Genomic DNA, 25,275 nt, shown 5'->3' on the forward strand with positions numbered 1-25,275 from the left:
GTGGCCCTGGCCGCCCTTTTTTGTGGCCGCTGCCGTTACACTAACGAACTCATGCCTGCGTCGACCGGTCACAACTAAGGTCGCGTGAGGCGACTTTATTTGTCCAGGAGTAAAGCATGCGTAATCTGATCCTCAGCGCCGCTCTCGTCACTGCCAGCCTTTTCGGCATGACCGCTCAAGCTGCCGATGTGCCGCTTGAAGCCGGTAAGACTTACGTCGAATTGGCCAACCCAGTGCCCGTCTCGGTGCCGGGCAAGATCGAAGTGGTTGAGCTGTTCTGGTACGGCTGCCCGCATTGCTACGCTTTTGAACCGACCATCAACCCGTGGGTTGAGAAACTGCCTAAAGACGTGAATTTCAAACGCATCCCGGCCATGTTCGGCGGTCCTTGGGATGCCCACGGCCAACTGTTCCTGACCCTCGAAGCCATGGGTGTCGAGCACAAGGTCCACAACGCAGTGTTCAACGCGATTCAGAAAGAAGGCAAGCGTCTGACCAAGCCTGAAGACATGGCTGACTTTGTTGCCACCCAAGGTGTCGATAAGGATAAGTTCTTGGCCACCTTCAACTCCTTCGCTATCCAGGGCCAGATCAAACAGGCCAAGGAGCTGGCGCAGAAGTACGGCGTGCAAGGTGTTCCGACCATGATCGTCAACGGCAAATACCGTTTCGACCTGGGTTCCACTGGTGGGCCTGAACAGACCCTCAACGTTGCTGACCAACTGATCGCCAAAGAGCGCGCAGCCAAGTAAGGGGCCTTTCATGCGCCGCTGGGGTACCGAACGTGTCGTTGGCCTGCATGATCCGCGGGTCAACGAAGATCACCTGGAATCCACTGGCCAGCTCGCGGACAGCCGTCTGCGCCTGCTCAGTTTCAATATTCAGGTTGGCATCAGTACCGAAAAGTATCGGCATTACCTCACCCGTGGCTGGCAGCATTTGCTGCCCCACAACGGGCGGGCCGTGAATCTGCAGAAGATCGGCGACCTGTTGAGCGATTTCGACCTGGTCGCGCTGCAGGAGGCCGATGGGGGTAGCATCCGCTCTGGTTACATCAATCAGGTGGAACACCTGGCCAGGCTCGGAGCGTTCCCCTACTGGTACCAGCAGCTCAATCGCAACCTCGGGCGCCTGGCGCAGCACAGCAATGGCGTGCTGAGTCGCTTGAAACCCACCGCTATCGAAGACCACCCGCTGCCAGGCCCCAAGGGCCGTGGCGCGATCCTCGTGCGTTTCGGCGAAGGGCCGGAAGCGTTGGTGGTGGTTATGATGCACCTGGCGCTCGGGGGGCGTACGCGCAACCTGCAGTTGGCCTACGTGCGCGAAATGATCGGCAACTACAAGCATCAGGTGCTGATGGGTGATATGAACACTCATGCCAATGACCTGCTGCAAAACTCGCCGTTGCGCGACCTCGGGTTGCTGGCGCCGCAAGTCGAAGCGACGTTTCCCAGCTGGCGTCCGCAGCGCTGTCTCGACCATATCCTGCTCAGTCCCACCCTCACGCTGGAAAGTGTGCAGGTGCTTGCGCAGCCCATTTCCGATCACCTGCCGGTCGCGGTAGAGATTCGTCTGCCGGGTTCGCTCACGGCTGATGCATTGCCCGCGTTGAGCCCCGGCCCTCGCGGACCCCTTGCATGAGCGACGACGCCCAGCGCTGGAAAGAAAAATACCTGTTAAGCATCGAGCAACAAGACAAACTCGAACGCCGCTGGGCTGCGCGCCTCGACCTGCTGCGCCGTGGCCTCGTGCGCAGCACCTTGGCGGCTGAAGGCACCGACCGCGCGGTCGACCAGTGCATGAAGGAGATGCGCGACGTTGTCCGCACCGACGACATGGACGCCGCCCTCGCCGCGCTGCTGCCGCGTCTGGAAAAAGCCGTGTTGGATTCGGAGCAGCGCCGCGAAACCCGGGTTGAACAGATGAGCACCGCGCTGACCTCCCTGGTCACGCAGTTGCAGAAACTGCCGCTGCCCCGCGAGGTGGCGCGACCATTGAAGACCTTCGCTAAACAGTTGGATGGCCGTGTCGGCCAGGCCCGGGAAATTCCGCTATTGCTCAGCGAGCTGAGCGACCTGCAAGGGCAGGCGCTGACTAACCTGGACCCGGATGGCGAAACTCCACGTCCTGGGCCGGGGCTTCTGCAGCGGTTGTTCGGTACCAAGGACGCCACCGTTGAAGCACCTGCCAGCGAGCCGGTTCCCACCCCCTCAGTTGTACCGGTTGCGACTAAACCCGCATCGGAAACCCCGCAGCCCGAGCAATCCGAAGAGCTGACCCAGGCTTTGCGCGCGTTCGCGCCACAGCCCGAAGCCGCGGCGCCTCAACCCGCCACACCGATCCAGCCAGCCCAGGTCGCCGTCGAGACCTTCGTCTACGAAGCTCCGCCTCAAGCCGACGCAGCGGCTGTGCCGGTCAAAGCTGAGCTGGCCCGCACGGAACCCAAGGCGCCTGAACTCGAACCGCAGGCGCAAGAGCCGGCCAACGAGAGTGCCCTCGCCGCCTTTATCGACGCACCGCAGCCCGACGTCATAGAGGCACCGGAGCAGACGGTAATCGGCAGTCTGTCGCTGCCGCCGGTGTTGGACGTGGAGGCGCTTGACCCCGACGAGATGCAATCGGACGGCCAATACGCTTTGCCGGACTCGCCCGAGCCGTCCTACAGCTCCGTGGCCAAGCACATCGAAGACACGCTTATCGGTTTGCTCGAAGAGCTGGACCTGCCCGAGCGTCATCGCCCTCAGGCTGAAGCGATGCGCGAGCGTCTGGCCCACGGTTTGAACTGGTATGAACTGCTACCGATCCTGGATGATCTGGCGGTACTGATGTTGGCGATCACCGACAGCGGCCATCTGGAATTCGAGGCATACCTCAAGCAACTCAATGAGCGCCTCGAAGCCTTCCAGGGTCATTTGAAGGTGGCCAGTGACGGGCATGCCGACAGTAGCTCTGCCGCGCGTGAACTGGATACGCAGATCCGCGAGCAGGTCGATGGGCTGCAAACCAGCGTACAGGACGCCGCCGATCTGGACAGCCTCAAACAGGTGCTGGAGAGCCATCTTGAGGGCTTGCTCGGCACCATGGACGAGCATCGGCAGCAACGCGATCTGCGCGAACAGGAGGTTGCCGAGCGCCTCAAAGGCCTGGCCGAACGCGTCGCCAACATGGAGCAGGAAGCCCAGGGCTATCGTGAACACCTTGAAGTGCAGCGCCAGAAGGCCCTGATCGACCCATTGACCGGCCTGCCCAATCGTGCGGCCTGGAGCGAACGCCTGGACCACGAAATCAATGCCTGGCACCAGCGCGGCAACAACCTCTCGCTGGCCATGCTGGACCTGGACCACTTCAAACGCATCAACGATGGTTACGGCCACCTGGCCGGCGATAAGGTGCTGAAGATCATCGCCAATGTGCTGAGCAAGCGCCTGCGGCCCACCGATTTCATCGCGCGTTTTGGCGGTGAAGAGTTTGTCTTGCTGATGCCCGATTCGACCCTCGCCGAGGCCTTGGCGGTGGGTGAAGGGCTACGCGAGGCAATTCAAGCGTGTCCGTTTCACTTCAAAGGCGAACCGGTGACGATCACGGTGTCGATGGGCGTGGCGCAATTGCGCTCGGGTGAGCGCAGCGAACTGGCGCTCAAGCGCGCCGATGAAGCGTTGTATCGAGCCAAGGCGGCGGGGCGTAATCAAGTGCAGGCGGCGTAAAAGATGTTGCCTGTTTGTAATTAGGCCGCTCTGTTTCAGTCGGTACGTTACACTGTTGCATTATCGTCTTCAGCGTACTGTCATCCGCCATGAAATCCATTTGTATCGCCCTTGCGTTTCTCCTGCTTGCCGGCTGCGCCAGCGGCCCCCGCATCAACACCAGTCATCCCTCGGTCAACTACGACAATCGCGTGCAATTTGTGATCGTTCATTACACCTCGGCCAACCTGGAACGCTCCCTGGCCTTGTTGACCCACGGCCAGGTCAGTAGCCATTACCTGATTGGCGATGACGCCTCGGCCACCATTTACAAATTGGTGGATGAAAGCCAGCGCGCCTGGCACGCAGGTGAGAGTGAATGGATGGGCCGCACCTGGCTCAATTCAAGCTCCATCGGTATTGAGATTGTGAACCCGGGTTTCAAAGACACCCCGACAGGCCGCCTGTGGTACCCGTATTCCGAGGCGCAGGTGAAGTCGTTGGTCGTGTTGCTTAAAGACATCAGCAAGCGCAACGGCATCGACCCGAAGAACATCATCGGCCACAGCGATATCGCGCCGTTACGCAAGTTGGACCCGGGGCCCTTGTTCCCCTGGAAGCGTTTGGCCGATGAAGGGTTGGGGGTTTGGCCGGATGCACAGGCTGTCGCGCGCTTTCAGGTGCAATACACCGCAGAGCTACCGAGCATCACTTGGTTTCAGGAGGAGTTGGCCCGATTGGGCTACCAGACGCCTCAAACCGGTGAGCTGGATGTCGCCACGCGTCATGTGCTCGCAGCGTTCCAGATGCACTTCAGGCCGTCGCGGTTCGATGGCACGCCGGATGCCGAAAGTGCAGCCATTCTGCGCGCCCTCAACCGGCGCTGACCGTCAGAGCGGCAGCGCCATGTAAAACTGGGTGCCCTGCCCCGGCCGCGAATACACCCCCATGCGGCCGCCGTGCAACTGCACGATCTCTTTGCACAACGCCAGCCCCAGACCGGCGCCGCCTTTCTTGCGGCCCACTTGCACAAAGGGTTCGAAGATGCGCCCTTGCTGCCCATAGGCAATCCCTTCGCCGTTGTCTTCGACGCTGATAATCACCCGCTCGCCATGGCGACGCGCTTGCAGGCGAATTTGCCCGCCATCGGCGGTATGGCGCAGTGCGTTGGCCAGCAGGTTGTCGAGTACCCGTTCCAGTTGCGCCTGGTCGGCATATAAGCGTGGCAGGTCGGGCTGGGCTTCGATCAGCAGCTCGATTTGCTGCGCATTGGCCTGCTCTATAAAGCGCCCGCGGGCATGCTCCAGCAGGTCGGGAATCTCACAGGGGCCGAGGGTCAGTTTCTGCAGGCCATTCTGGTAGCGCGAGAAGTTGAGCAAGTCATTGATCAGCTGCATCAGGCGCTGCATTTCCTCGTTAACGGTGTCCAGCAGGTCCGCTTCCCGGGACTCTGTGGGGAATTTCGCGCGTTCGCGGAACAGCCCGAACGCCATGTGCATGCCGGTTACCGGCGTGCGCAGTTCATGGGAGGCACGCAGCACGAATTCACTGCGCACGCGTTCGAAGGCGCGTTGCTCGGTCACGTCGTGCATCACCATCACCGCGCCGAGAATATGCCCTTGGGTGTGGCTGACTGGGGTCAGGCTGTAGGTCAGCAGGCGCAGTTCGCCGTCGACTTCCACCTCAAGGTCTTCCGGCGCGCGCTCCAGATTGCCGCCACGCAGCACCAAGTGCAGTTGTTCATCCAGCTCCGGGCGCCCCAGCGCTTCGCCCAGGCCCTGGCCGAGGCGTTCTTCATCCCAGCCCAATTGGCGTTGGGCAACCGGGTTCAGGTGCTCCAGACGCCCTTGGCGATCAATCATCAGCAAGCCGTCGTCGATGCTGTCGAGCACCGCCTGTAGCCGCTGCTGGCCGGCCAGCAGTTCGTCCACATTGGTGGCCTGATGCTGACGCAGCGCCTCGGCCATGATGCCGAAGCGCCGAGTCAGTAGGTTCATTTCCGCGGCTGACGAGATCGGCAGCGTGACCTCGAAATCGCCCTGGCCGATCTTGTCCGCGGCCTTGGCCAGCGCTTCGATCGGCCCGCCAAAGCGCCTGGCGATACCGTGGGCGGTCACGAAGCCGATGATCAGCACCGCCAGGCCCACCAAACCCATGAGACCGGCGATCAACAGCGCGCGGTCGCGGGATTTGCGTTCACTGGTGTTGATGGCTTCCAACGCGCGTTTGTGCTCGGCGATCAAGCCATTGCGCAGCACGTTGAATGTCTGGGTGAGTTTGTCGTTATTGCCGCTGACCAGCGATGCAGGTTGGGACTCGTCGAATGCCTTGAGGAAATTCAGGTAGTCGATGCGGGCCTGACTGAACCCACTGCCTGTGCCGTCCTGCCGCTCGTGGGCGATGCCCTCGTCCAGCAGTGCGAAATACTGTTGTTTGGACGCGTCCAGGGCGTTCGGATTGGGACGCTCGTCGAGCATTAGGATCAACTGGTCGCCCAGGCTTTGGCGCAATTTCAGGCCAAGCTCCAGGGTGACAAAATTGCTGCGGATCAGCGACTCTTGGGTCTTGGCCATCTGCATGACGCTGACCAGGCCCAGGATCAATCCAAGCAGGGCGACGGTGATCAGCGCTGAGATACTCAAGAACAGCCGAGTCCGCAGCTTCATCGCTAACTTCATAAGGTACAGCTCACAGGTTGTACTGTTTTCGTTTGCGGTACAGCGTCGACGCGTCAATGCCGAGGGTGCGCGCCGCCTGATCAAGCGTGTCGCTGGTGGCCAGTACAGCACCGATGTGGGCTTTTTCCAGTTCGTCCAGGCTTAGCGCCGCACCGATGCGCGGGGCGTTGTTGGTCGGTTGCTCGGCCATCCCCAGGTGGCTGATTTCAACCTTTTCCTGCGGGCAGATAATGCTCGCGCGCTCTACCACGTTACGCAGTTCGCGGATATTACCCGGCCAACGGTAGTTGAGCAGGGCTTCGCGCGCTTGGTCGCTGAACCCGCGCGCCGGGCGGGCGTACTCCTTGACGAAGCGTGCCAGGAAGCGGTCGGCCAGGGTCAGGATGTCCTCGCTGCGCTCGCGCAGCGGTGGCAGGTGCAGGGTGATGACATTCAGGCGGTACAGCAAGTCTTCCCGGAAGCGGCCGTCGCGCACCATGTCTTCCAGGTTCAGGTTGGTGGCGGCGAGGATACGTACATCGGCACGCCGGGTAACCGGGTCGCCCACGCGTTCGTATTCCTTGTCCTGAATAAAGCGCAGTAATTTGGGCTGCAAAGTGAGGGGAAAGTCGCCGATCTCGTCGAGGAACAGTGTGCCGCCGTCAGCCTGGTTGACCCGGCCCAAGGTGCTTTCGCTGGCGCCGGTAAAGGCGCCGCGGCTGTGGCCGAACAGCTCGCTTTCCATCAGTTCGGCGGTCAGCGACGGGCAGTTGATGGTCACGCAGGATTTTTTCGACCGCTTGCTCCAGCCGTGAATGGCCCGCGCCAGTTCACCTTTACCGGTGCCGGACTCGCCCAGGATCAGGATGTTGGCATCTGTACCGGCCACTTGGCGCGCGGTTTCCAGCACCACCATCATCGACGGGCTGTGGGAGTCGAGGCCGTCCTTGGGCTGGCGCACCGCGCCTTCCAGGGCTTCCAGACGTGCCGAGAGTTGGCGGACTTCCAGCTGCTTGGCGGTGGCCAGGCGCAGTTGGTCCGGGCTGCACGGTTTAACCAGATAGTCGGCGGCGCCGGCCTGGATCGCGTCCACGGCGGTGTCCACGGCCGAATGCGCGGTGACGATCACTACACGCATCCACGGCGCCTGAATACGCATCTGGGCCAGCACGTCCAGGCCATTGTCTTCGCCTAGACGCAGGTCCAGGAAGCACAGGTCGAACACCTGGCGTTGCATCAGCGCGTCGGCTTGGGCGGCGCTGTTGGCGGTGGCGACGGTATAGCCTTCATCTTCCAGGCAATAACGGAAGGTGCGGAGGATCGCGGACTCGTCATCTACTAAAAGAATGCGGCCTTGAAGTTCCTTGGCTGATTCCATCTGTCCCGCGCTCCCTAACTGATAAGTGATGGTGTTTAGTCCCGGAATAATCGGGCAAGTTGCATGGTTTATTCTGACCGACAAAACGAATCGTCGTGCAGGTATCTGCGCTTCTTCTCACAAAGGCCACAGCGAGTGGCCTTTTCATGTCATTCGCTCACTTCGGCAGCGTTCATGTCGCGATGTATCCCTTGATCCGACCGCTGGCCATCGTGCATTTCGCACGGCCCCTAGAGGCCCATCGTGCAGGATGCTGGCCCTGTCAGCGAGCGAGTATCTATAACACGCTGATTTTATTGGGTTTTATTTTGTTAAAAACCTGGCATGCGCTCTGCAATACCTCTCCCAAGAGCGTCATGAACGAATAATCAGAATGCGGGAGTACAGCAGCATGACTCGCCAAACCATCAGCCAATTGCGTGTAGCGCCACTGCATGTGCAGCAAGGTTTGTTTGCCAGCCTGGCCTTGATGGTCACGTTGATTGCAGGCCAGCAGATTCAACATTGGCAGGAGAGTCAGCAGCAAGCCCAAGTATTTGAGCGTCCGGCCATGACCCAGACCCATTTCAGTTCGATGCAGAGCCGCTCCGTCGCCAGCGCTGTCGGTGAGGTGAGCGTCAAGCAATTGCGAGTGGCTGACCAGGATTCAACTCTTGATCAGTTGCCAGCCCAGGAACGTTGGGTGTTCTAGGCAAGAAAAGCGGTCGTCCGCACTGGGCGTCCGTACGGCATGACCGCTGTACCCTCTAATAGAAGCGTAAGGAGAATCACCATGTTGAGTTGGGCAATCACATTTCTGATCATCGCCATTGTTGCTGCAGTACTGGGCTTCGGTGGTATCGCAGGCACTGCAACCGGTATCGCCAAAATCCTGTTTGTCGTCTTCCTGGTGATGTTCATTGCTTCGTTCTTCTTTGGTCGTCGCGGCCGAGGCTGAATATGACCACTTTGTCTCTCAAAGCCATTGCTGCCGCCCTGTTGCTGGGCGGTAGCGGTCTGGCGATGGCCGCCAATGACGGCCAGTCGCGGGCCAATGAATTGCTCAGCGCGGACCCGCAATACCGTGAGACCTGGCAAGGCGTGGTGAAGAAAGAAGAGCGCCTGCCGGAATGGGTGATGAACCTGACCGGTACGGCCGAGCAAATGAATGCCGTCGAAGAGGATGGTGACAAGTACTTGGTGGGCCCGCTCTGCGAGACCGCGGACACATGCCTGAACAAGCGCCTGATCGTCGCTTTCAGCTTTGACAAGGAAGATGCCTACGCCATGTTGGTGGAAGTGCCAGCCGGCCTCCCGGCGGACAAGTCCCCTACGCGGCACGCCGATTACCGTTTTATCGGTAAGCCGGATGAAGGTATGCAAAAGCTGCTGATGGAACAGCTCAAGAAAGACCCGAATTGGTACTAGGTTTCGTTTAAAGCACTTGCTGATAACGGGACCAGCGTCCATAGAAAGAAGCCCTTCGCTTCTTTCTTATGCATGCCTCGCCAAGGGGTATGCATGACCAGGGGGCCGGGTTGCTCTGATCGATTGGGATCGGCGTGACCTACGGGTACAGGGAGTACCTGCGCAAGGGCCGGGTCAGGCGAAAAGCTGCGACGCAGGTTCACAAGTCGTCGACTTGTTGAACTTGCGGCGGGCTTATGCCTCTTATGCCGCCCATAGCCCACCAATTTATTTTCGCCTGCCCTCAACCATTACTGAGTGTGTCGCGGCGACCATCTATCGAGAAAGTCTGCTGGGGTCTATAAGACATTTCAGACACCTCTGCGCTGAATCCTCAAGCATTTGTGCCAATCGTTCGACCAGCGCCGAAAACCCTGCGTGAGCCGGAATTGGCCGTTTCACGGCATATTCGCCGGGCAAAATGTCGCATTTGAACTGACCGTTCGGACAGTTATTATCTAAAAAAGCCATGCCGATTCGGCATGGGGTAGGCGTTTACGGCATTAGACGTCGCCCCCTTGCATGGGAATAGTTGCGCCTTTTTTCGCCTGCCAGTAAGTCATTTCGGCCATGCGGCGGCGACCTTTCATGGAGGCGGATGCACACACTTTTTCGCTTTCGAGCGTTGCAGCTGGCGCATTTGCCTTAAGTTCACTTGAAGTAAGGGTAATGACATGAAGAAGGCAAAGCTAAGCCTCGCCTGGCAGATCCTCATCGGTTTGGTACTGGGGATCGCAATCGGTGCAGTGCTCAACCATTTCAGTGCTGAAAAGGCCTGGTGGATCAGCAATGTGCTGCAGCCGGCGGGCGATATCTTTATTCGCCTGATCAAGATGATCGTGATCCCGATTGTGATTTCCTCGCTGATCGTCGGTATTGCCGGTGTCGGTGACGCGAAAAAGCTCGGTCGCATCGGCGTCAAAACCATCCTCTACTTCGAAGTGGTCACCACCATTGCCATCGTGGTCGGTCTGTTGCTGGCCAACCTGTTCCACCCCGGCGCCGGGATCGACATGAGTACCCTGGGCACCGTGGACATCTCCAAATACCAGGCGACCGCCGCCGAGGTGCAGCACGAGCATGCGTTTATCCAGACCATCCTCAACCTGATCCCGTCCAACATCTTCGCCGCCGTCGCCCGTGGCGAAATGCTGCCGATCATCTTCTTCTCCGTGCTGTTCGGTCTGGGCCTGTCGAGCCTCAAGCCTGAGCTGCGCGAGCCGCTGGTGACCATGTTTCAGGGTGTATCCGAGAGCATGTTCAAAGTGACCCACATGATCATGAAATACGCCCCCATCGGTGTATTCGCGCTGATCGCGGTGACTGTGGCCAACTTCGGCTTCGCCTCCCTGCTGCCGCTGGCCAAGTTGGTGATTCTGGTTTACGTCGCCATCCTGTTCTTCGCTTTTGTGATTCTCGGCCTGATCGCGCGCCTGTTCGGTTTCTCGGTGATCAAGCTGATGCGCATCTTCAAGGATGAACTGGTGCTGGCTTACTCCACCGCCAGTTCCGAAACCGTGCTGCCGCGCGTGATCGAGAAGATGGAAGCCTACGGCGCGCCGAAGGCGATCTGCAGCTTCGTGGTGCCGACCGGCTACTCGTTCAACCTCGACGGTTCGACCCTGTACCAGAGCATCGCCGCGATCTTTATCGCCCAGTTGTACGGCATTGACCTGTCGATCGGTCAGCAACTGATGCTGGTACTGACCCTGATGGTCACCTCCAAAGGCATCGCCGGTGTACCGGGCGTGTCCTTCGTGGTGCTGCTGGCCACCCTGGGCAGCGTTGGCATTCCGCTTGAGGGTCTGGCGTTCATCGCCGGTGTCGATCGTGTGATGGACATGGCGCGTACCGCTCTGAACGTGATTGGTAACGCGTTGGCCGTGCTGGTTATCGCCCGTTGGGAAGGCATGTACGACGACGCCAAGGGCGAGCGCTACTGGAATTCCCTGCCGCACTGGCGCAGCAAGGAAGCATTGCCGGTCGGCGAGGTCAGCCGCGGTTGAACCCCATGAGCTGAACAACGCAAACCCCGGGTAAATCCGGGGTTTGTCGTTTCTGCCGGCCCCGCTATCATTCGCCCCATCATTCGAGGGGATTCAACTGATGCTCAATGGCCTGTGGCTTGGCTTCTTTGTCGTGGCAATGGTGTCAGCACTGGCGCAATGGCTTGTCGGCGGTAACGCCGGGATCTTCGCGGCGATGGTGGAAAGCATTTTCGCCATGGCCAAACTGTCGGTTGAAGTGATGGTGCTGCTGTTCGGCACCCTGACGTTATGGCTGGGCTTTCTGCGCATCGCCGAAAAGGCCGGCATCGTCGATTGGCTGGCCAAGGCCCTCGGCCCACTGTTTCGTCGCCTGATGCCGGAAGTGCCGGCGGGTCACCCCGCTATCGGTCTGATCACCCTCAACTTCGCCGCCAACGGCCTGGGACTGGACAACGCCGCCACCCCCATCGGCCTCAAAGCCATGAAGGCGTTACAAGAACTCAACCCGCTGCCGACCACTGCAAGCAATGCGCAGATTCTCTTTCTGGTGCTCAATGCCTCGTCGCTTACGCTGTTGCCAGTGACCATCTTCATGTACCGCGCCCAACAAGGCGCCGCCGACCCGACGCTGGTGTTCCTGCCGATTCTGCTGGCGACCAGTGCGTCGACCCTGGTGGGCCTGCTCTCGGTTGCCGTCATGCAGCGTCTGCGGCTGTGGGACCCGGTGGTGTTGGCTTATTTGATTCCAGGCGCGCTGATGCTGGGCGGCTTCATGGCGTTGCTGGCGACCCTGTCCGCCACGGCACTGGCCGGGTTGTCGTCGATTCTCGGCAACCTGACCCTGTTCGGCCTGATCATGCTGTTCCTGCTGATCGGCGCGTTGCGCAAGGTGAAGGTGTACGAAGCATTTGTCGAAGGCGCCAAAGAAGGCTTCGATGTCGCCAAGAACCTGCTGCCGTACCTGGTGGCGATGCTGTGTGCGGTGGGCGTGTTACGTGCCTCCGGCGCGCTGGATTTCGGCCTGGAAGGGATTCGCCATGTGGTGGCGTGGACGGGCATGGACACGCGCTTTGTCGATGCCTTGCCGACTGCGATGGTCAAGCCGTTCTCCGGCAGTGCCGCGCGGGCAATGCTGATCGAGACCATGCAGACCCAAGGCGTGGACAGCTTCCCGGCGCTGGTGGCCGCGACGATTCAGGGCAGTACCGAAACCACCTTCTATGTGTTGGCGGTGTACTTTGGTTCGGTCGGTATCCAGCGCGCGCGGCATGCGGTGGGTTGTGCGTTGCTGGCGGAGTTTGCCGGTGTCGTGGCGGCTATCTCGGTGTGCTACTGGTTCTTTGGCTGAGAGTTAGATAGCTATCGGGGGCAAGCCCCCTCCCACCTATTGACTGTGAATACATTCAAATGTGGGAGGGGGCATGCCCCCGATGAGGCCCTTAGCGCTTCACGCCCTGTTGCCCTGAGACACCACCCAATCCACCACCTGCTTGTTCAGCTGATCCCCTGCCTGGCCAAACGCAGCCACCACCCCTGGCACCTGGGTATCGCTCACCGGCTGGCGCACTTCAAAGCGCCGACTGGCCAGAATCCGTTGATCGCTCCCACGTACCAGGCGTGCGTCCAGGCGAATCACCACCTCCACCGCATTGCCCCGGTATTGGCTCTGAAACGCCTGCAACTGCCCGCCCAGTTCATAGTCGGCCTGCAGGTTGGTGTCATCGCTGCTGAGCAGCGTGACCCGGCCATCGCGCTGGAAGCCGTCGAGCAGGCGATTACGCAACAGCACCGGCGCCGGATCGCTCCAGCGCGAGTTCGCGTAGCTGCTGATCAAGTCCCCTTTGGGCACCACGGCAATGCGCGGGCTGTCGAGAAATTCGCTGGTTTGCGGCTTGGTCACGCGCAGCGACCAACTCACCGGCGTGCCTTGGCTGGTGGCTTGGGCCGAAGCCAGGCGGTACACGTCGGACGGGTCGGCTTTGGGCAGGATCGAGCACGCGCTGATCAGCGCCAAGGCCACAGGGACGATCAGTTGATAAGCACGCTTCATGGCGTGAACTCCTTGTTCTTGTCGCTGCCCAGCAGGTAACCGCTGGGGTTGGCCTCCAGGCGGCGGGAGATGGCGCGCAGCGAGCCGAGGGTTTCGCGCAGTTCGCGCACGGCCGGCGCCAGTTCGTTGAGCCCTTGCATGCCGCTGTTGACCGAATCCTTGTTGTTGGTCAGCAAGGTATTGATGGTGGCGGTGCTTTGCTCAAGGGACTTCATGGCCTGTTCGGCGCTGCCGAAGGCTTGCTTGCCCTGCTCGTTCAACAGGCCATTGGCATTGCGCATCAGCACGGTGGTCTGCTCCAGCGCGGCGCTTGCCTGTTTGCTCACTTGCATCAGTTGCTGCATCACAACCTTGATATCGCCACGCTGGTCAGCGATGGCGCCGGTCGTTTGTTCCAGATGTGCAAGGGTATTGCTCAAGTGCTCGACGTTTTCCGCGGAGAACATGCTGTTGGCGTTGTGCAGCAGCACATTGATGCTGGTCATCAGATCATTGCTGTTGTTAAGCAAGCGCGCGATGGGCGAAGGTGAGGCGATGATTTCCGGCAGGTTGCCATTTTTGCCTTTGAGTTCGGGGCTTTGCGGCGTGCCGCCACTGAGCTGGATGATCGAGGTACCGGTGATGCCGGTCAGCGCGAGTTTGGCCTGGGTGTCTTCCTTGATCGGCGTCTGCCCGGCCAGGCGAATACGAGCGAGGACGCGACGCGGGTCTTTTGGGTCCAGGCGCAGGCTGATCACATCGCCCACCTTGATCCCGCTGTATTGCACCGCACTGCCTTGGGACAGACCGCTGACCGCTTCATTGAAGACCACTTCGTAATCCTGGAACGCGCTGTCGACGCTGGACTTGGCCAGCCACAAGCCAAACAGCATGGCGCCGACCACCACGATCACGCTGAACAGTCCGATCATCACATGATGGGCTCGGGTTTCCATGTCATACCTCGTTGAGCGATTGAGCGGCATCCAATGCCGCGCGGCCACGGGGGCCGTGGAAATATTCGTGAATCCACGGGTCGTCCGTTTCCGAGACGACATCGATAGCATCGGCCACCAGCACTTTTTTCTGCGCCAGTACTGCCACGCGGTCGGTGATGGTGTACAGCGTGTCCAGGTCGTGGGTTACCAGGAACACGCTCAAGCCCAGCGCGTCGCGCAGGGTCAGGATCAGTTGATCGAATTGCGCCGCGCCGATCGGGTCGAGGCCCGCGGTGGGTTCATCAAGGAACAGGATGTCTGGATCCAGCGCCAAGGCTCGGGCCAGAGCCGCGCGTTTGATCATGCCGCCGGACAACGAGGCCGGGTACTTGTCGGCCGCCGACAGCGGCAACCCGGCCAGCGCCAGTTTCACCGCGGCCAAATGCTCGGCATCGGCGCGGCTCAGGCCCGCATGTTCGATCAGTGGCAGCGCGACGTTCTCGGTCACCGTCAGCGAGGAAAACAGCGCGCCCTTCTGGAACAGCACGCCGAAGCGCCGTTCCACCAGGGAACGCTCTTGTTCCGGCAGGCTCGGCAGGTTCTTGCCGAACACCCGCACTTCACCCTCGTTTGGCCGGCGCAGGCCGACGATACTGCGCAGCAGCACCGACTTACCGCTGCCGGAACCGCCCACCACCGCGAGGATTTCACCTTTATACAAGTCCAGATCGAGGTTCTCGTGCACGCGCTGACTGCCAAAGCGATTGCACAGGCCGCGCACTTCAATCACCGCCTCGGCGGGTGCCCGGTGTAGACGGCTCACCAGCTCATCTCCATGAAGAACAGAGCCGCGACCGCATCCAGCAAGATCACCACGAAAATCGATTGCACCACGCTGGAGGTGGTGTGGGCACCGACCGACTCAGCACTGCCGCTGACCTTGAAGCCCTCCAGGCAGCCAATCGCCGCGATCAGGAAAGCGAATATCGGGGCTTTCACCATGCCCACCAGGAAATGTTGAACCCCAATGTCTGATTGCAACAGCGAGAGGAACATCGCCGGTGAAATATCCAAGGCCACGGCGCATACCACGCCACCGCCGACAATCCCCGAGAGCATCGCCAGAAACGTCAGCATCGGCAGCGCCACCAGCAGCGCCAGCACGCGGGGCAGCACCAGTAACTCCATCGGGTCCAGTCCCAGGGTGCGGATAGCGTCGATTTCTTCGTTGGCCTTCATCGAGCCGATTTGTGCGGTAAACGCACTGGCCGTGCGGCCAGCGATCAGGATCGCCGTCAGTAGTACGCCGAATTCTCGTAGGAAAGAGAACGCCACCAGGTCCACGGTAAAAATCGTCGCGCCAAAGCTTTTGAGCACGGTGGCACCGAGAAAGGCCACTACGGCGCCGACCAGGAAGGTCAACAAGGCCACGATGGGTGCGGCATCCAGGCCGACCTGCTCGAGGTGGGCAACCATGGGCGTAATGCGCCAGCGCTTGGGCTGGAACAGGCTGCGGGCGAAGGTTTCGAGGATCAGGCCGATAAAGCCCAGCAGTTTCTTGCTGTCCTGCCACACCTTGTCCACCGCTGCACCGATACGCGCCAGCACCTGAATACCGGTAGCTTCTTCGGGGGCCTTGTCCGGCACGCAGAAGTCGTTGAGGGAGCGATACACGGTTTTAAGCAGTGCGCGGTCGGCGGTGGACAGGCTGCAATCGGTCTGCTCGGCGGATTGCTCGATGCGGGTCGGCCCGAGCAGTTCCACCAGCAGTGACGCGCCAGCAGTGTCCAGGGCGCCGAGGCCATTGAGGTCGATGCGCGCGCCGGCGTCGTATTGGCCGTCGAGCTTGTCCGACAGCTTTTTCAGGCTGGCGTAGTGGGCAAGCGTCCAGTCCCCCGTAATCCTGAGTAACGGAGGGGCGGTGGACGTATCGAGATGGGCGGCGCCGGCCGTAGTGCGGGTGGTCATAAGCTCCGAGCTTGTTTGCTATCCACAAGTCCTACGTAATAGCACGAAGCAGCCTACTGTGGGTTGTCCGTTTGTGCTGCGTCGGTAACTTTAAAGCGCAGCACGCCGATCACTTGTCCGTCTTCGGTGAGCACCCTCACCTGCCAGCGACCCACGGAGTCGGCCGGGAAGTTCTGCTTGTGGGTCCAGGCGCGGTAGCCCTCTTTGCGTCCGCCGTGAATATCCAGGGCGATACGGTCCACTTCTTTGCCGTTGAGTTTCCACACATGGTAGATACGCTCGTCCAGCCCCCGCGGCGCGTTGATCGCGGTGTAGGCATACAGCCCACCGTTGCGCAGTTGCGCGGCGCTGACTTGTTTGAGGTCGTCGCCCGGGGTGCGGTCCTGCAACTGCGTGCTGATGGCCACCTCGGTCATCCACAGCGTGGCCGGCGGCACCCAACTGCGCAGCAGCCAACCCGCCGCGCCGATGGCGGCCGTGACCCCCAGCAGCATCGCCCAGCCCTTGAGACTGCGCAGCGGCAGGCTCACGGCCAGGCTCGGAATCGACAAGGCCATGGCCACGCCAAGGGCGAGTTTGTAACTCTCGGCGGTGGTCAGGTGCAGGATGATCGGCAGTGCAGTGAGCAGCGCGGCGAACAGGGTCAGGGTGTGCAAGGCCAGGAACAGCGAACGCTTGGGCGCCAGCCACTTGTAGTACAGCGGGTCGATGATCGACACCAGCGCCGCGGCGCCGAGCAGCCCTGTAAATATCGATTGGCCGCTGTTCCAGGCCGTGGTGACGAAAAAGAACGGCAGTACGAAGAACAGACTTTCCTGGTGGATCATCTGGGTCGCGTAGCGCAGCAGAGGTTCGGGAATTTCCCGTTTGAAGAGTTTGGTGAACAGCTGCGTGAAGCTGTTTTCGAGCATCAGCCATAGCCAGCTCACCAGCATGATCACCGCGATCCAACTGGCCATGCCCTGCTGACGGTCCACCAGGATGAAGCTGCACACCCCCGAGATAAAACCACCGAGTGCGATCACCCCTGGGTAGCGCTTCATCAGTTCAAGGATGCGCTGGATATAGTGAGTCAGGTTTGGCATTCGGCGATTCGCAGTGTGTGTAGGAAAAATCCCAGACAGAATAACGTCTTAGCCGGGTGTTCGGTGCGTCATTGCACAACCCGTTTGCGATAACGCCGCACGCTTACCCACAGGATCGCGATCACCCCAAGTAGGCCGACGCCGAGCCCACTCAGGCTGTCGTAGCTCAACAGTGGTTTTTCGATGCGCCAGTAGCCGGGTTGCTTGAGCAACTCGCGCAGCGTCTGGTTGGCCTCGTCCAGTTTGACTGCCTTGATGCGTTTGGCTGGGTCACTGAAATGGCCGTTGTCATAGTCGCTGGTGGCGCTCCAATAGTAGTCGGCCAGCGCGCTGTTGCCCTGCACGGCCCAGGCTTGTCGGGCAATGGCCGCTTGTTGCAGACGCGCAAAGGTGGCCGGGTCCAGGCCGTCTTTGAGCAATTGCGTCTTGAGGTCTTGCAGTACCTGTTCGGCTTCGCTGAGGTCTTCCCGTTCCAGGTCTGCGTTCAGGCTCAGAAAACCGACGCCGCCGAGCACTTCGCGTTCGGCCCAGGGGCCGTAGGACAGGCCATGCTTGAGGCGCAGTTGGCGGTACAGCGCCCAGTCCAAGTAGTCCTTGAGCAGGTCGTAGGTTTCATCGTGCTGGTCGTCCAGCACCGGTTCCGGCAGCAGCCAGTGCAGTTTGGCGCTGTTGCCCAGCCATCCGTGGATCAGTTCGCGATGGGCGGCGGCGGCCTGTTGGATCTGCGGCAGCGGTAAATGGTCGCTGGGTTCGACCGGCGTCAATTGGCCGTAGGTGCGTTCCAGATAGGCCGGCAGCAGTTTGTCGAGATCGCCGACGACGATCAGCGTCATGTTGTTGGGGGCGTACCAGTCCTTGCGCAGTTTTTGCAATTGATCACGGGTCAGGTGATTGACCTCGGCGCGTTCGGCACATTTAAGTCCCAACTCGACGGCCAGTTGATTGCTGGCGGTGTGGCCCAGGTCCTGGCGGTCAAGCAGGCGTTGCAGGCGTGAGTAGTGGCCGCCGTCCTCACGTTCCACCACCTGTTTAGCTGCATTGATGTGGGCGTCGGTCAACTCGGTGCGAGTGAGGATCGCCAGCAGCAGGTCCAGCACTTTGCGCTGGTTATAGGCGGGCGCTTCGATCACGAAGGTGGTATCGGCGTTGCTGGTGTAGGCATTCCATTCGCCGCCCAGGGCTTGCATGCGTTCTTCCAGATCGCCTTCGTCGCCGCCATCGATGCCGCTGAACAGCAGGTGTTCAAACAGGTGAGGCAGCTCTTTGTCCTCGCACCGGAAGTCATCCAGGCCCACACCCACCACCAAGCGAATCGCCACATGCCCGCGCTCGGTACCCGGTTTGAGCAGCAGTTGCAGGCCGTTGGGCAAGGTGTAGCCCTCGACTTGCAGGCGGTCAAAGGCAAAGGCGTGAGCGGCGCCCATCAGCAGGCAGGCGAATAACAGGCGACGCATAACTGGCTTCCTGGCGAGTGAGGTCAGTTGTAACTGACTTCACGGGCCATCGTACGTTCAGGGTGAATGCGTGATGTCGGCAATATCTTCGGCCGAGAGTGCGCCGGTGTCAGACGTTTCCAACACCACATACGCACTGCTGCAAAACAACGAGTTCAGGCGCTTCATGTCGGCAATCAGCTCCAGATGCAGGGAACTGGTCTCCAGGCTTTGTACGATCTTGCGCTGCAGACGGCTGACATGGGCATGGGCCAGGCGCCGCTCCTGGGCGCGGAAGCGGCGCTTCTCGCGCAGCAGTTGGCGCGCGCTGTGGGGGTCGGCGCTGAGAAACACCGACAGCCCCAGGCGCAGGTTGGCGATCAACTGGCTGTGCAGGTCGGTGAGTTCTTCCAGGCCCACCTCCGAGAACTGCCGGCGCTGGGAGGTCTTCTGCTGCTGGACCTTGCGCAGCATGCGTTCGATCAAGTCGCCGGCCAGCTTGAGGTTGATCGATAGCTCGATGATTTCGGCCCAGCGGCGGCTGTCTTGTTCGCTGAGGTCTTCGCGGGGCATTTGCGCCAGGTAGAGCTTAATGGCGCTGTAGAGCGCTTCAACGTCATCGCTGAGGCTGCGCATTTCCTGGGTGATGGCCGTCTGTTTGCCGCGCAGTACTTCCTGCATGGCGGTGAGCATATTGTCGATCAGGTCACCCAGGCGCAGGGTTTCTCGCGCGGCGTTGGCTAGCGCCAAGCTGGGAGTGGTGAGGGCGGTAGGATCCAGATGCCGTGGTTTGGCTTTGCCATTGACCTCTTCTCGCTCTGGCAGCAGCCACGTGCACAAGCGTGCCATCGGGCCGATGGTGGGCAGCAGGATCAGGCAGCGGCTGACGTTGTAGAGCAGATGAAAGGTGATGACCATGCCCTGGGCGCTGTAGTCCAGGTTATCCATCCAGCGTACGAGCGGGTCGAGCACCGGGATGATCAGCAGCAGACCGATCAGTTTGTACAGCAGGCTCCCTAGGGCGACCTGGCGACCGGCCGCGTTCTGCATGCTGGTACTGAGAAATGCCAGTATGCCGCTGCCGATATTGGCGCCGATCACTAGGCCGATTGCCACATGCAGGCCGATCACGCCGGCGCCGGCCAGGGTGGCGGTCAGCAGCACCGCGGCCAGGCTGGAGTAGGAAATCATGGCGAACAACGCGCCGACCAAGGCGTCGAGCAGGATGTCGCCGGTCAGCGACGCAAACACGACTTTGACTCCCTGGGCATGGGTAATCGGCCCCGCCGCTTCGACGATCAATTGCAGCGCCAGGATGATCAGCCCCAGGCCGATGCCCACCCGGCCCAACTGCCCTGCCCGCGTCTGTTTGCGCGACAGGAAGAAAATCACCCCGAGAAAAATCAACAGCGGCGACAGCCAGGACAGATCAAAGGTGAGTACCCGCGCCATCAAGGCCGTGCCGACGTCGGCGCCGAGCATGGTGGCCATGGCCGGCATCAGCCCCATCAGGCCCTGGCCGACGAATGATGTCACCAGCATCGCCGTGGCGTTACTGCTCTGCACCATGGCGGTCACCAGAATGCCGGCGATAAACGCCAGCCAGCGCTTGGCCATGTTCTGGCCGATGACGTGGCGCAAGTTGGAACCGTAGACCCGCAGGATGCCGGTTCGGACGATGTGCGTGCCCCAGATCAGCAGGGTCACGGCGGAAAGCAGATTGAGCAAGGTCAGCATGCTCGGCCCCCCGTGTGGGTGGGCTCCAGAAGGAGCCAATGAGAGTTGCCGCGTGCCGTTCTACGTCTTGTACTTAAGCTGTAGTTGGCGAATGGGCTCGGCGCCAGCATCGCATAGCTAAAGTGGGGATTGAAACAAAACTGTCATGAAATCAGCTTTTTGCGATGCAAAAAAAACGGGGCGCGAAGGCCCCGTTTTTGTTCAGGCTCGGGTTTACTGACCCGGAATGTCCTTGCGCAGTTTCACCGGATCCTGCTGCTTTTTCTTTTTCGCGATGGCGGTGCGCATCTTGATGTTTACCGCTTCCACCGCCAGCGAGAACGCCATGGCGAAGTAGACGTAACCCTTCGGCACATGCACATCGAAGGATTCGGCGATCAGCACGGTACCCACCACCAGCAGGAACGACAGCGCGAGCATTTTCAATGACGGGTGTTTATCGATGAACTCGCTGATCTTGCCGGCCGCCAGCATCATCACCAGTACGGCGACGACGATCGCGGCGACCATGACCGGCACATGGGACACCATGCCGACCGCAGTGATCACCGAGTCCAGGGAGAACACGATGTCGATGATCGCGATCTGGATGATGGTGTAGATGAACTTGCCACCGGCGCCCTTGGGCTCCTCGTGGGTTTCGTCTTCGCCTTCCAGCGCGTGGTACATCTCCTGGGAGCTTTTCCACAGCAGGAACAGGCCACCGAAGAACAGAATCAGGTCGCGACCGGAAATGCCCTGGCCGAGGACCACGAACAGGTCGGCGGTCAATTGCATCACCCAAGTGATCGACAGCAGCAGCATGATGCGCGTGACCATTGCCAGCGCCAGGCCGAAAATCCGGGTGCGCGCTTGCATGTGCTTGGGCATGCGGCTGACCAGGATCGAAATCATGATGATGTTATCGATGCCCAGGACGATCTCGAGGGCCGTCAGGGTGAAGAAGGCAATCCAGATCTCCGGATTGGTCAGCCATTCCATGTGTATTCCTTTGCGCAAGTGTTGAACCGCGCCGGTCTGGAACCGGCGCAGTGGGTTGTACGGTTATAGAGTGCTGAACAGCGGAAAAATCCCCATCAGCAAGGCGGCGAACATTATGCACAGGCACACCAGCACTGCCCACTTCAACGTAAAGCGCTGGTGGTCGCCAAATTCGATACCGGCCAGGGCCACCAGCAGGTAGGTCGAGGGGACCAACGGGCTGAGCAAGTGCACGGGCTGACCAACGATGGAAGCGCGGGCCATTTCCACGGCGGTAATGCCATAGTGGCTGGCGGCTTCGGCGAGTACTGGCAGTACGCCATAGTAGAACGCGTCGTTGGACATGAAGAACGTGAACGGCATGCTCACCAGCGCGGTGATCACCGCCAGGTACGGGCCCAACGCTTCAGGGATGACCGCCAGCAGGCTCTTGGACATAGCATCGACCATGCCGGTACCCGACAGAATGCCGGTGAAAATGCCCGCCGCGAAGATCAGCCCCACCACCGCCAGCACGCTGCCGGCGTGAGCGGCTACGCGGTCTTTTTGTTGTTGCAGGCACGGGTAGTTGACGATCATCGCGATGCTGAACGCCACCATGAACAGCACCGGCAGCGGCAACAGACCTGCAATCAGAGTGCACATCAGCGCCAGGGTCAGGGCGCCGTTGAACCAGATCAGCTTGGGACGGCGAGCGTCCGGGTACTGCGACACACTGATCTCGCTGTGGTCGATTTCGTCGCCTTGCAGGTGCAGTTCACCCAAGCGCGCACGTTCGCGCTTGCCATACATGTAAGCGATCACCAGGATCGCCACCACGCCGGCGGCCATGGCGGGGATCATGGGTACGAAAATATCCGACGGGTCCACATGCAGCGCACTGGCGGCGCGGGCGGTGGGGCCGCCCCAGGGGGTCATGTTCATCACGCCACCGGCGAGGATGATCAGGCCGGCCATGATCCGCGGGCTCATGCCGATCCGCTGGTACAGCGGCAGCATGGCGGCTACGCAGATCATGTACGTGGTGGCGCCGTCACCGTCGAGGGACACCACCAGGGCCAGCACCGCGGTGCCGACCGAGACTTTCAGCGGGTCGCCCTTGACCATCTTGAGGATCTTGCGCACGGCCGGGTCGAACAGGCCGGAGTCGATCATCAAGGCAAAGTAGAGGATGGCGAACATCAGCATCACGCCGGTCGGCGCGAGCTTGGTGATGCCTTCGAGCATCATCGGGCCGATCTTCGGCGCGAAGCCGCCGAACAGCGCGAACAGGATCGGCACAATGATCAAGGCGATCAGCGCGGACAAGCGCTTGGTCATGATCAGGAACATGAACGTGATGACCATGGCAAAGCCAAGGAAAGTCAGCATAGGAATACTCCAGGCGTAGCGCGGCTAGGGAATGGCGAACCGGAACGGTTCAGCGCAGAACGACAGTCACGAGGCTTACGGATGGAGTTGGAGCGAACAGGCGGGTACGGACGGACATCGGGGATCACCATTGTTGTTGTGTACAGCCGGTCTGTTGCCGGCAGTTGGGGGCGATCCTAGACGCGTAAGCTTTCAGCCAGCTTTCGCTGGCAAAACAGTTGTTGGTGGGAAGACGCGCGGTATTCAGGGGAACGCATGTCAACTATCGCGGGGGCTTCAGGGCAGTTCGAGGCCGCCCGCTGCCTTGTGCAGACTGCGCAGATGTTCTCCGACCTGCTTGAGGTTGGCTTCACAGGCAGCAATCTCGGCGGCACGGGACGGATCCAGCAGCGCCCTCACCTCTTTGTCCAGCTCGCCGGTCAGCGACTGCAACTGCTTCTGGCGCTCGGCACTTTCCGACTCCAGGCGCGTGGCTTCCGACGGCTGCGGCAGACCGTAGCCGCCACTGCCCAGCAGTTCAGCCGGGCGACTGAGAAAGCCGCTGTTGGCAAGGATCTGCTGCAACGTAGCGTTGGCTTTCTCCATGCCGCCGTTGTTCAACTCGCGGGCGCCGAGGTAACGCTGCTTGACCTCATCCTGGGCCAGCATCAGCTGTTTACGGAAGCTCGCCTGTTCCAACAGCAGCAACGCCGCACTGGTGCGCAGATCGGCCTGCTTGAACCACACACGACGTTGCTCGGCGCTGAGGGAGAGCCAGTCTTCAACCTGAGTCTGTTTGATCGGCAGATGTTTGCGCAGCACGTCGAACATGGCCTGGTAGCGTTCGCGGAAGGAGTCGAAGTGATACCCCAGACGCAGTGCTTCACGTTTGTCGTCCAGCACGCTGGTATCGGCCAGACCGCGAGCCTGCAGTACTTCCAGCAAACCATTGGGGGTGATGTTGTCCAGGCCGGTCAGCTGCGGATTGGCGCTGCCGCTGCGCAACAGTTTCAGGCTTTCCACGGCACAGTTATTGGACAGGAAGAAATAGTTGCCGTCGTAGCTCCAGTGCATTTCAGCGGCGTGCTCGACGGTTTCGTTGATCTCCCGGCGCGTGAGTTTCAGCGGGACGGAGGCCAGGCCGCGTAGTTCGGTCTTGGTGTATTCATCGATCACCTGCGCCAGCGGCAATACGAACAGCCGTGACGGGTATTTGCCCACCAGACCGTCCCAGCTCGACAGTTGCACGTCACCGACGAAGGCGCGGTAGGACAGCACCAGGTGCTGGTCCAGATCCAGCCGACAGTCCGGCCCACGCGGGCGGCCCGGGGCGCAGATCACCAGACGCAACATGCTGTGGCCCCAACGGCTCACCAGGTTCTGGTTGGCTTCGGCCAGCAAGTAGTCAATCTGGTACACCCGCTCGGGATCGATATGGCCCAGCGGCGTTTTGGCGAAATCGTTGCCGGCATTGAGAAACGCGTAAGTCTTGGCGCAGGCATCCTGTTCGGGCGGGGCCCAGCCGAAGTGATCGCGGTAGTAACGGAACAGTGCCGGGCGCCGGCAAGCGTAGCTCGGGTCGAGGAGGAAGTACTCCATATTGACCGCGACGAATTCCAGCGGGCTGGTGGTTTCGTACAGGTCGGGGCTGCGCACCACCTGGCGGTTGTGTTGTTCGCGTTCGCCGCGCCTGCCGACGTATTGCGGCCAACCGGCGAGGTCGAGCAATCGCGGGTCATCGCTGAGGGTGAAGCGCCGGTCGTTCTGGCCACGGCACTGATCCGGCAGGCCGATCACGCCGGTGATGCTGTTCTGGCGGCTGCAGCGCTGGATCAGCCTGCGGTCGTCTTCGGGCCACAGGCGCGCGCGATCATAGATGTGAGTCAGTTCATGCAGGACCGTGGCCAGCATTTCCCGGCGCACGGTGCCGTGGGGGCGATTGGTTTTACGCGTGGCGGCGCTGCCGTCGGTCAGGCTGGCCAACAGGTTGCGGTTGAGGTCCAGCTCGGACACCAGGGAGGCTTGGCCGTAAGCGTTTGCGGGCATCTGGTCGGTCCAGCCGACATCGATGCGTCGGTCCAGTTGCTCGATAAAGCGCGGCGGCAACGCGCGCATCGCATCATCGAGCAATGCCTGGCTGGCCTGCTGTTCAGCCGGGCTCAAACCCTCGGTCTTGAGCCGCAGTTGCAGGCTGGCCTGGGCAGCGCTGGCGCATAGCAGCACAGTCCCGGCCAGGAGCCAGGCCGCGAGGCGCCTCACAGTGCGAGGATGGCTTCGGCGAGAGTCTTGTCGCTGGCATCGCGTGCTTCAGGCAGGCGGGTTCGCAGGGTATCGAAGGCGGCCTCCAGTTGCGCCCCACGGATTTCGCCGTTGGTGGCGACAAAACTGGCGGCGTCGTCGTGGGCTTCGCGTACGACCTTGGAATCGCGGATGGAGGTGGTGGTGTCCGAGGTGAAATCAATGGTGCGACCGGAGGCGCGCACAATGATGTTACTGGTGGCCACCAGGGTATGCGCCTGGGCAACATCGGCCAACAACAGCAGGCCAAGGGTGGCGACGATCAGCGGGCTACGCATGGAATGACTCCGAAATACAAAGGTGA

At 60.8% G+C, this 25,275-nt stretch carries 22 protein-coding genes; 9 read left to right on the forward strand and 13 right to left on the reverse strand.

What is annotated here, in order from left to right; all coding sequences use genetic code 11:
• Positions 1 to 116: 116 nt before the first annotated feature.
• From dsbA to FIV35_RS20215, 4 genes are all read left to right on the forward strand, one after another.
• Complete coding sequence (gene dsbA, locus FIV35_RS20200) at positions 117 to 752, forward strand: thiol:disulfide interchange protein DsbA (protein WP_034136358.1); 636 nt, start codon at positions 117 to 119, stop codon at positions 750 to 752.
• A 10-nt stretch (positions 753 to 762) separates the two neighbouring features.
• Positions 763 to 1,641, forward strand: a complete 879-nt coding sequence (locus tag FIV35_RS20205) for an endonuclease/exonuclease/phosphatase family protein (RefSeq protein ID WP_034136359.1) — start codon at positions 763 to 765, stop codon at positions 1,639 to 1,641.
• Entirely contained in the window at positions 1,638 to 3,704 is a 2,067-nt protein-coding gene (locus tag FIV35_RS20210; protein WP_034136360.1) for a diguanylate cyclase, read from the forward strand. The genes FIV35_RS20205 and FIV35_RS20210 overlap by 4 nt, the downstream gene beginning before the upstream one ends.
• Positions 3,705 to 3,793: 89 nt before the next feature.
• Complete coding sequence (locus FIV35_RS20215) at positions 3,794 to 4,570, forward strand: N-acetylmuramoyl-L-alanine amidase (protein WP_034136361.1); 777 nt, start codon at positions 3,794 to 3,796, stop codon at positions 4,568 to 4,570.
• A 3-nt stretch (positions 4,571 to 4,573) separates the two neighbouring features.
• Here FIV35_RS20215 and FIV35_RS20220 read toward each other — a convergent pair whose 3' ends face one another.
• Both FIV35_RS20220 and algB read right to left on the reverse strand, forming a co-directional pair.
• The gene (locus FIV35_RS20220; RefSeq protein ID WP_034136362.1) at positions 4,574 to 6,361 is read right to left on the reverse strand and encodes an ATP-binding protein; all 1,788 of its coding nucleotides are present in this window, start codon (positions 6,359 to 6,361) and stop codon (positions 4,574 to 4,576) included.
• A gap of 10 nt (positions 6,362 to 6,371) precedes the next feature.
• Positions 6,372 to 7,718: a sigma-54-dependent response regulator transcription factor AlgB gene (gene algB, locus FIV35_RS20225; RefSeq protein WP_034101725.1), complete on the reverse strand. Its 1,347-nt coding sequence runs from the start codon at positions 7,716 to 7,718 to the stop codon at positions 6,372 to 6,374.
• 391 nt (positions 7,719 to 8,109) lie between these two features.
• Here algB and FIV35_RS20230 point away from each other — a divergent pair, with 391 nt between their 5' ends.
• From FIV35_RS20230 to FIV35_RS20250, 5 genes are all read left to right on the forward strand, one after another.
• Entirely contained in the window at positions 8,110 to 8,409 is a 300-nt protein-coding gene (locus FIV35_RS20230) for a hypothetical protein (protein WP_034136380.1), read from the forward strand.
• 81 nt (positions 8,410 to 8,490) lie between these two features.
• Positions 8,491 to 8,655 (forward strand): DUF1328 domain-containing protein, encoded by a 165-nt coding sequence (locus tag FIV35_RS20235; protein ID WP_003170804.1) that lies wholly within the window; start codon positions 8,491 to 8,493, stop codon positions 8,653 to 8,655.
• Positions 8,656 to 8,657: 2 nt separating this feature from the next.
• Positions 8,658 to 9,125 (forward strand): inhibitor of vertebrate lysozyme family protein, encoded by a 468-nt coding sequence (locus FIV35_RS20240; protein WP_034111150.1) that lies wholly within the window; start codon positions 8,658 to 8,660, stop codon positions 9,123 to 9,125.
• Between the two features lie 713 nt (positions 9,126 to 9,838).
• The gene (gene gltP / locus FIV35_RS20245; protein ID WP_034101729.1) at positions 9,839 to 11,170 is read left to right on the forward strand and encodes a glutamate/aspartate:proton symporter GltP; all 1,332 of its coding nucleotides are present in this window, start codon (positions 9,839 to 9,841) and stop codon (positions 11,168 to 11,170) included.
• Between the two features lie 100 nt (positions 11,171 to 11,270).
• Positions 11,271 to 12,500 (forward strand): nucleoside recognition domain-containing protein, encoded by a 1,230-nt coding sequence (locus tag FIV35_RS20250; protein ID WP_034101730.1) that lies wholly within the window; start codon positions 11,271 to 11,273, stop codon positions 12,498 to 12,500.
• A 99-nt stretch (positions 12,501 to 12,599) separates the two neighbouring features.
• On the opposite strand, the gene FIV35_RS20255 is transcribed toward FIV35_RS20250, so the two are convergent.
• From FIV35_RS20255 to FIV35_RS20305, 11 genes are all read right to left on the reverse strand, one after another.
• Positions 12,600 to 13,202, reverse strand: coding sequence for an ABC-type transport auxiliary lipoprotein family protein (locus tag FIV35_RS20255; protein WP_034136363.1), 603 nt, complete (start codon positions 13,200 to 13,202; stop codon positions 12,600 to 12,602).
• The gene (locus tag FIV35_RS20260; protein WP_034136364.1) at positions 13,199 to 14,137 is read right to left on the reverse strand and encodes an MlaD family protein; all 939 of its coding nucleotides are present in this window, start codon (positions 14,135 to 14,137) and stop codon (positions 13,199 to 13,201) included. Before FIV35_RS20260 ends, FIV35_RS20255 begins: the two co-directional genes overlap by 4 nt.
• 1 nt (position 14,138) lies before the next feature.
• Positions 14,139 to 14,942 (reverse strand): ABC transporter ATP-binding protein, encoded by an 804-nt coding sequence (locus FIV35_RS20265; RefSeq protein ID WP_034136365.1) that lies wholly within the window; start codon positions 14,940 to 14,942, stop codon positions 14,139 to 14,141.
• Entirely contained in the window at positions 14,939 to 16,087 is a 1,149-nt protein-coding gene (locus tag FIV35_RS20270) for an ABC transporter permease (protein ID WP_034136366.1), read from the reverse strand. Before FIV35_RS20270 ends, FIV35_RS20265 begins: the two co-directional genes overlap by 4 nt.
• Before the next feature lie 53 nt (positions 16,088 to 16,140).
• Entirely contained in the window at positions 16,141 to 17,172 is a 1,032-nt protein-coding gene (locus tag FIV35_RS20275; protein WP_034136367.1) for a DUF5924 family protein, read from the reverse strand.
• 68 nt (positions 17,173 to 17,240) lie between these two features.
• A complete protein-coding gene (locus FIV35_RS20280; protein WP_034136368.1) occupies positions 17,241 to 18,626 on the reverse strand; it encodes a M16 family metallopeptidase in 1,386 nt (461 codons plus the stop codon).
• A gap of 57 nt (positions 18,627 to 18,683) precedes the next feature.
• Positions 18,684 to 20,342 (reverse strand): Na/Pi cotransporter family protein, encoded by a 1,659-nt coding sequence (locus FIV35_RS20285; RefSeq protein ID WP_034111154.1) that lies wholly within the window; start codon positions 20,340 to 20,342, stop codon positions 18,684 to 18,686.
• 213 nt (positions 20,343 to 20,555) lie between these two features.
• A complete protein-coding gene (locus FIV35_RS20290; protein ID WP_034101741.1) occupies positions 20,556 to 21,323 on the reverse strand; it encodes a TerC family protein in 768 nt (255 codons plus the stop codon).
• 63 nt (positions 21,324 to 21,386) lie between these two features.
• Complete coding sequence (locus tag FIV35_RS20295) at positions 21,387 to 22,694, reverse strand: CitMHS family transporter (protein WP_034101743.1); 1,308 nt, start codon at positions 22,692 to 22,694, stop codon at positions 21,387 to 21,389.
• Between the two features lie 276 nt (positions 22,695 to 22,970).
• Positions 22,971 to 24,932 (reverse strand): DUF7844 domain-containing protein, encoded by a 1,962-nt coding sequence (locus FIV35_RS20300; RefSeq protein WP_034136369.1) that lies wholly within the window; start codon positions 24,930 to 24,932, stop codon positions 22,971 to 22,973.
• Positions 24,929 to 25,249, reverse strand: a complete 321-nt coding sequence (locus tag FIV35_RS20305) for a DUF2388 domain-containing protein (protein ID WP_034136370.1) — start codon at positions 25,247 to 25,249, stop codon at positions 24,929 to 24,931. The genes FIV35_RS20300 and FIV35_RS20305 overlap by 4 nt, the downstream gene beginning before the upstream one ends.
• Positions 25,250 to 25,275: the final 26 nt, after the last annotated feature.

This window comes from Pseudomonas rhodesiae (assembly GCF_007858255.1).
Lineage (GTDB): Bacteria > Pseudomonadota > Gammaproteobacteria > Pseudomonadales > Pseudomonadaceae > Aquipseudomonas > Aquipseudomonas rhodesiae.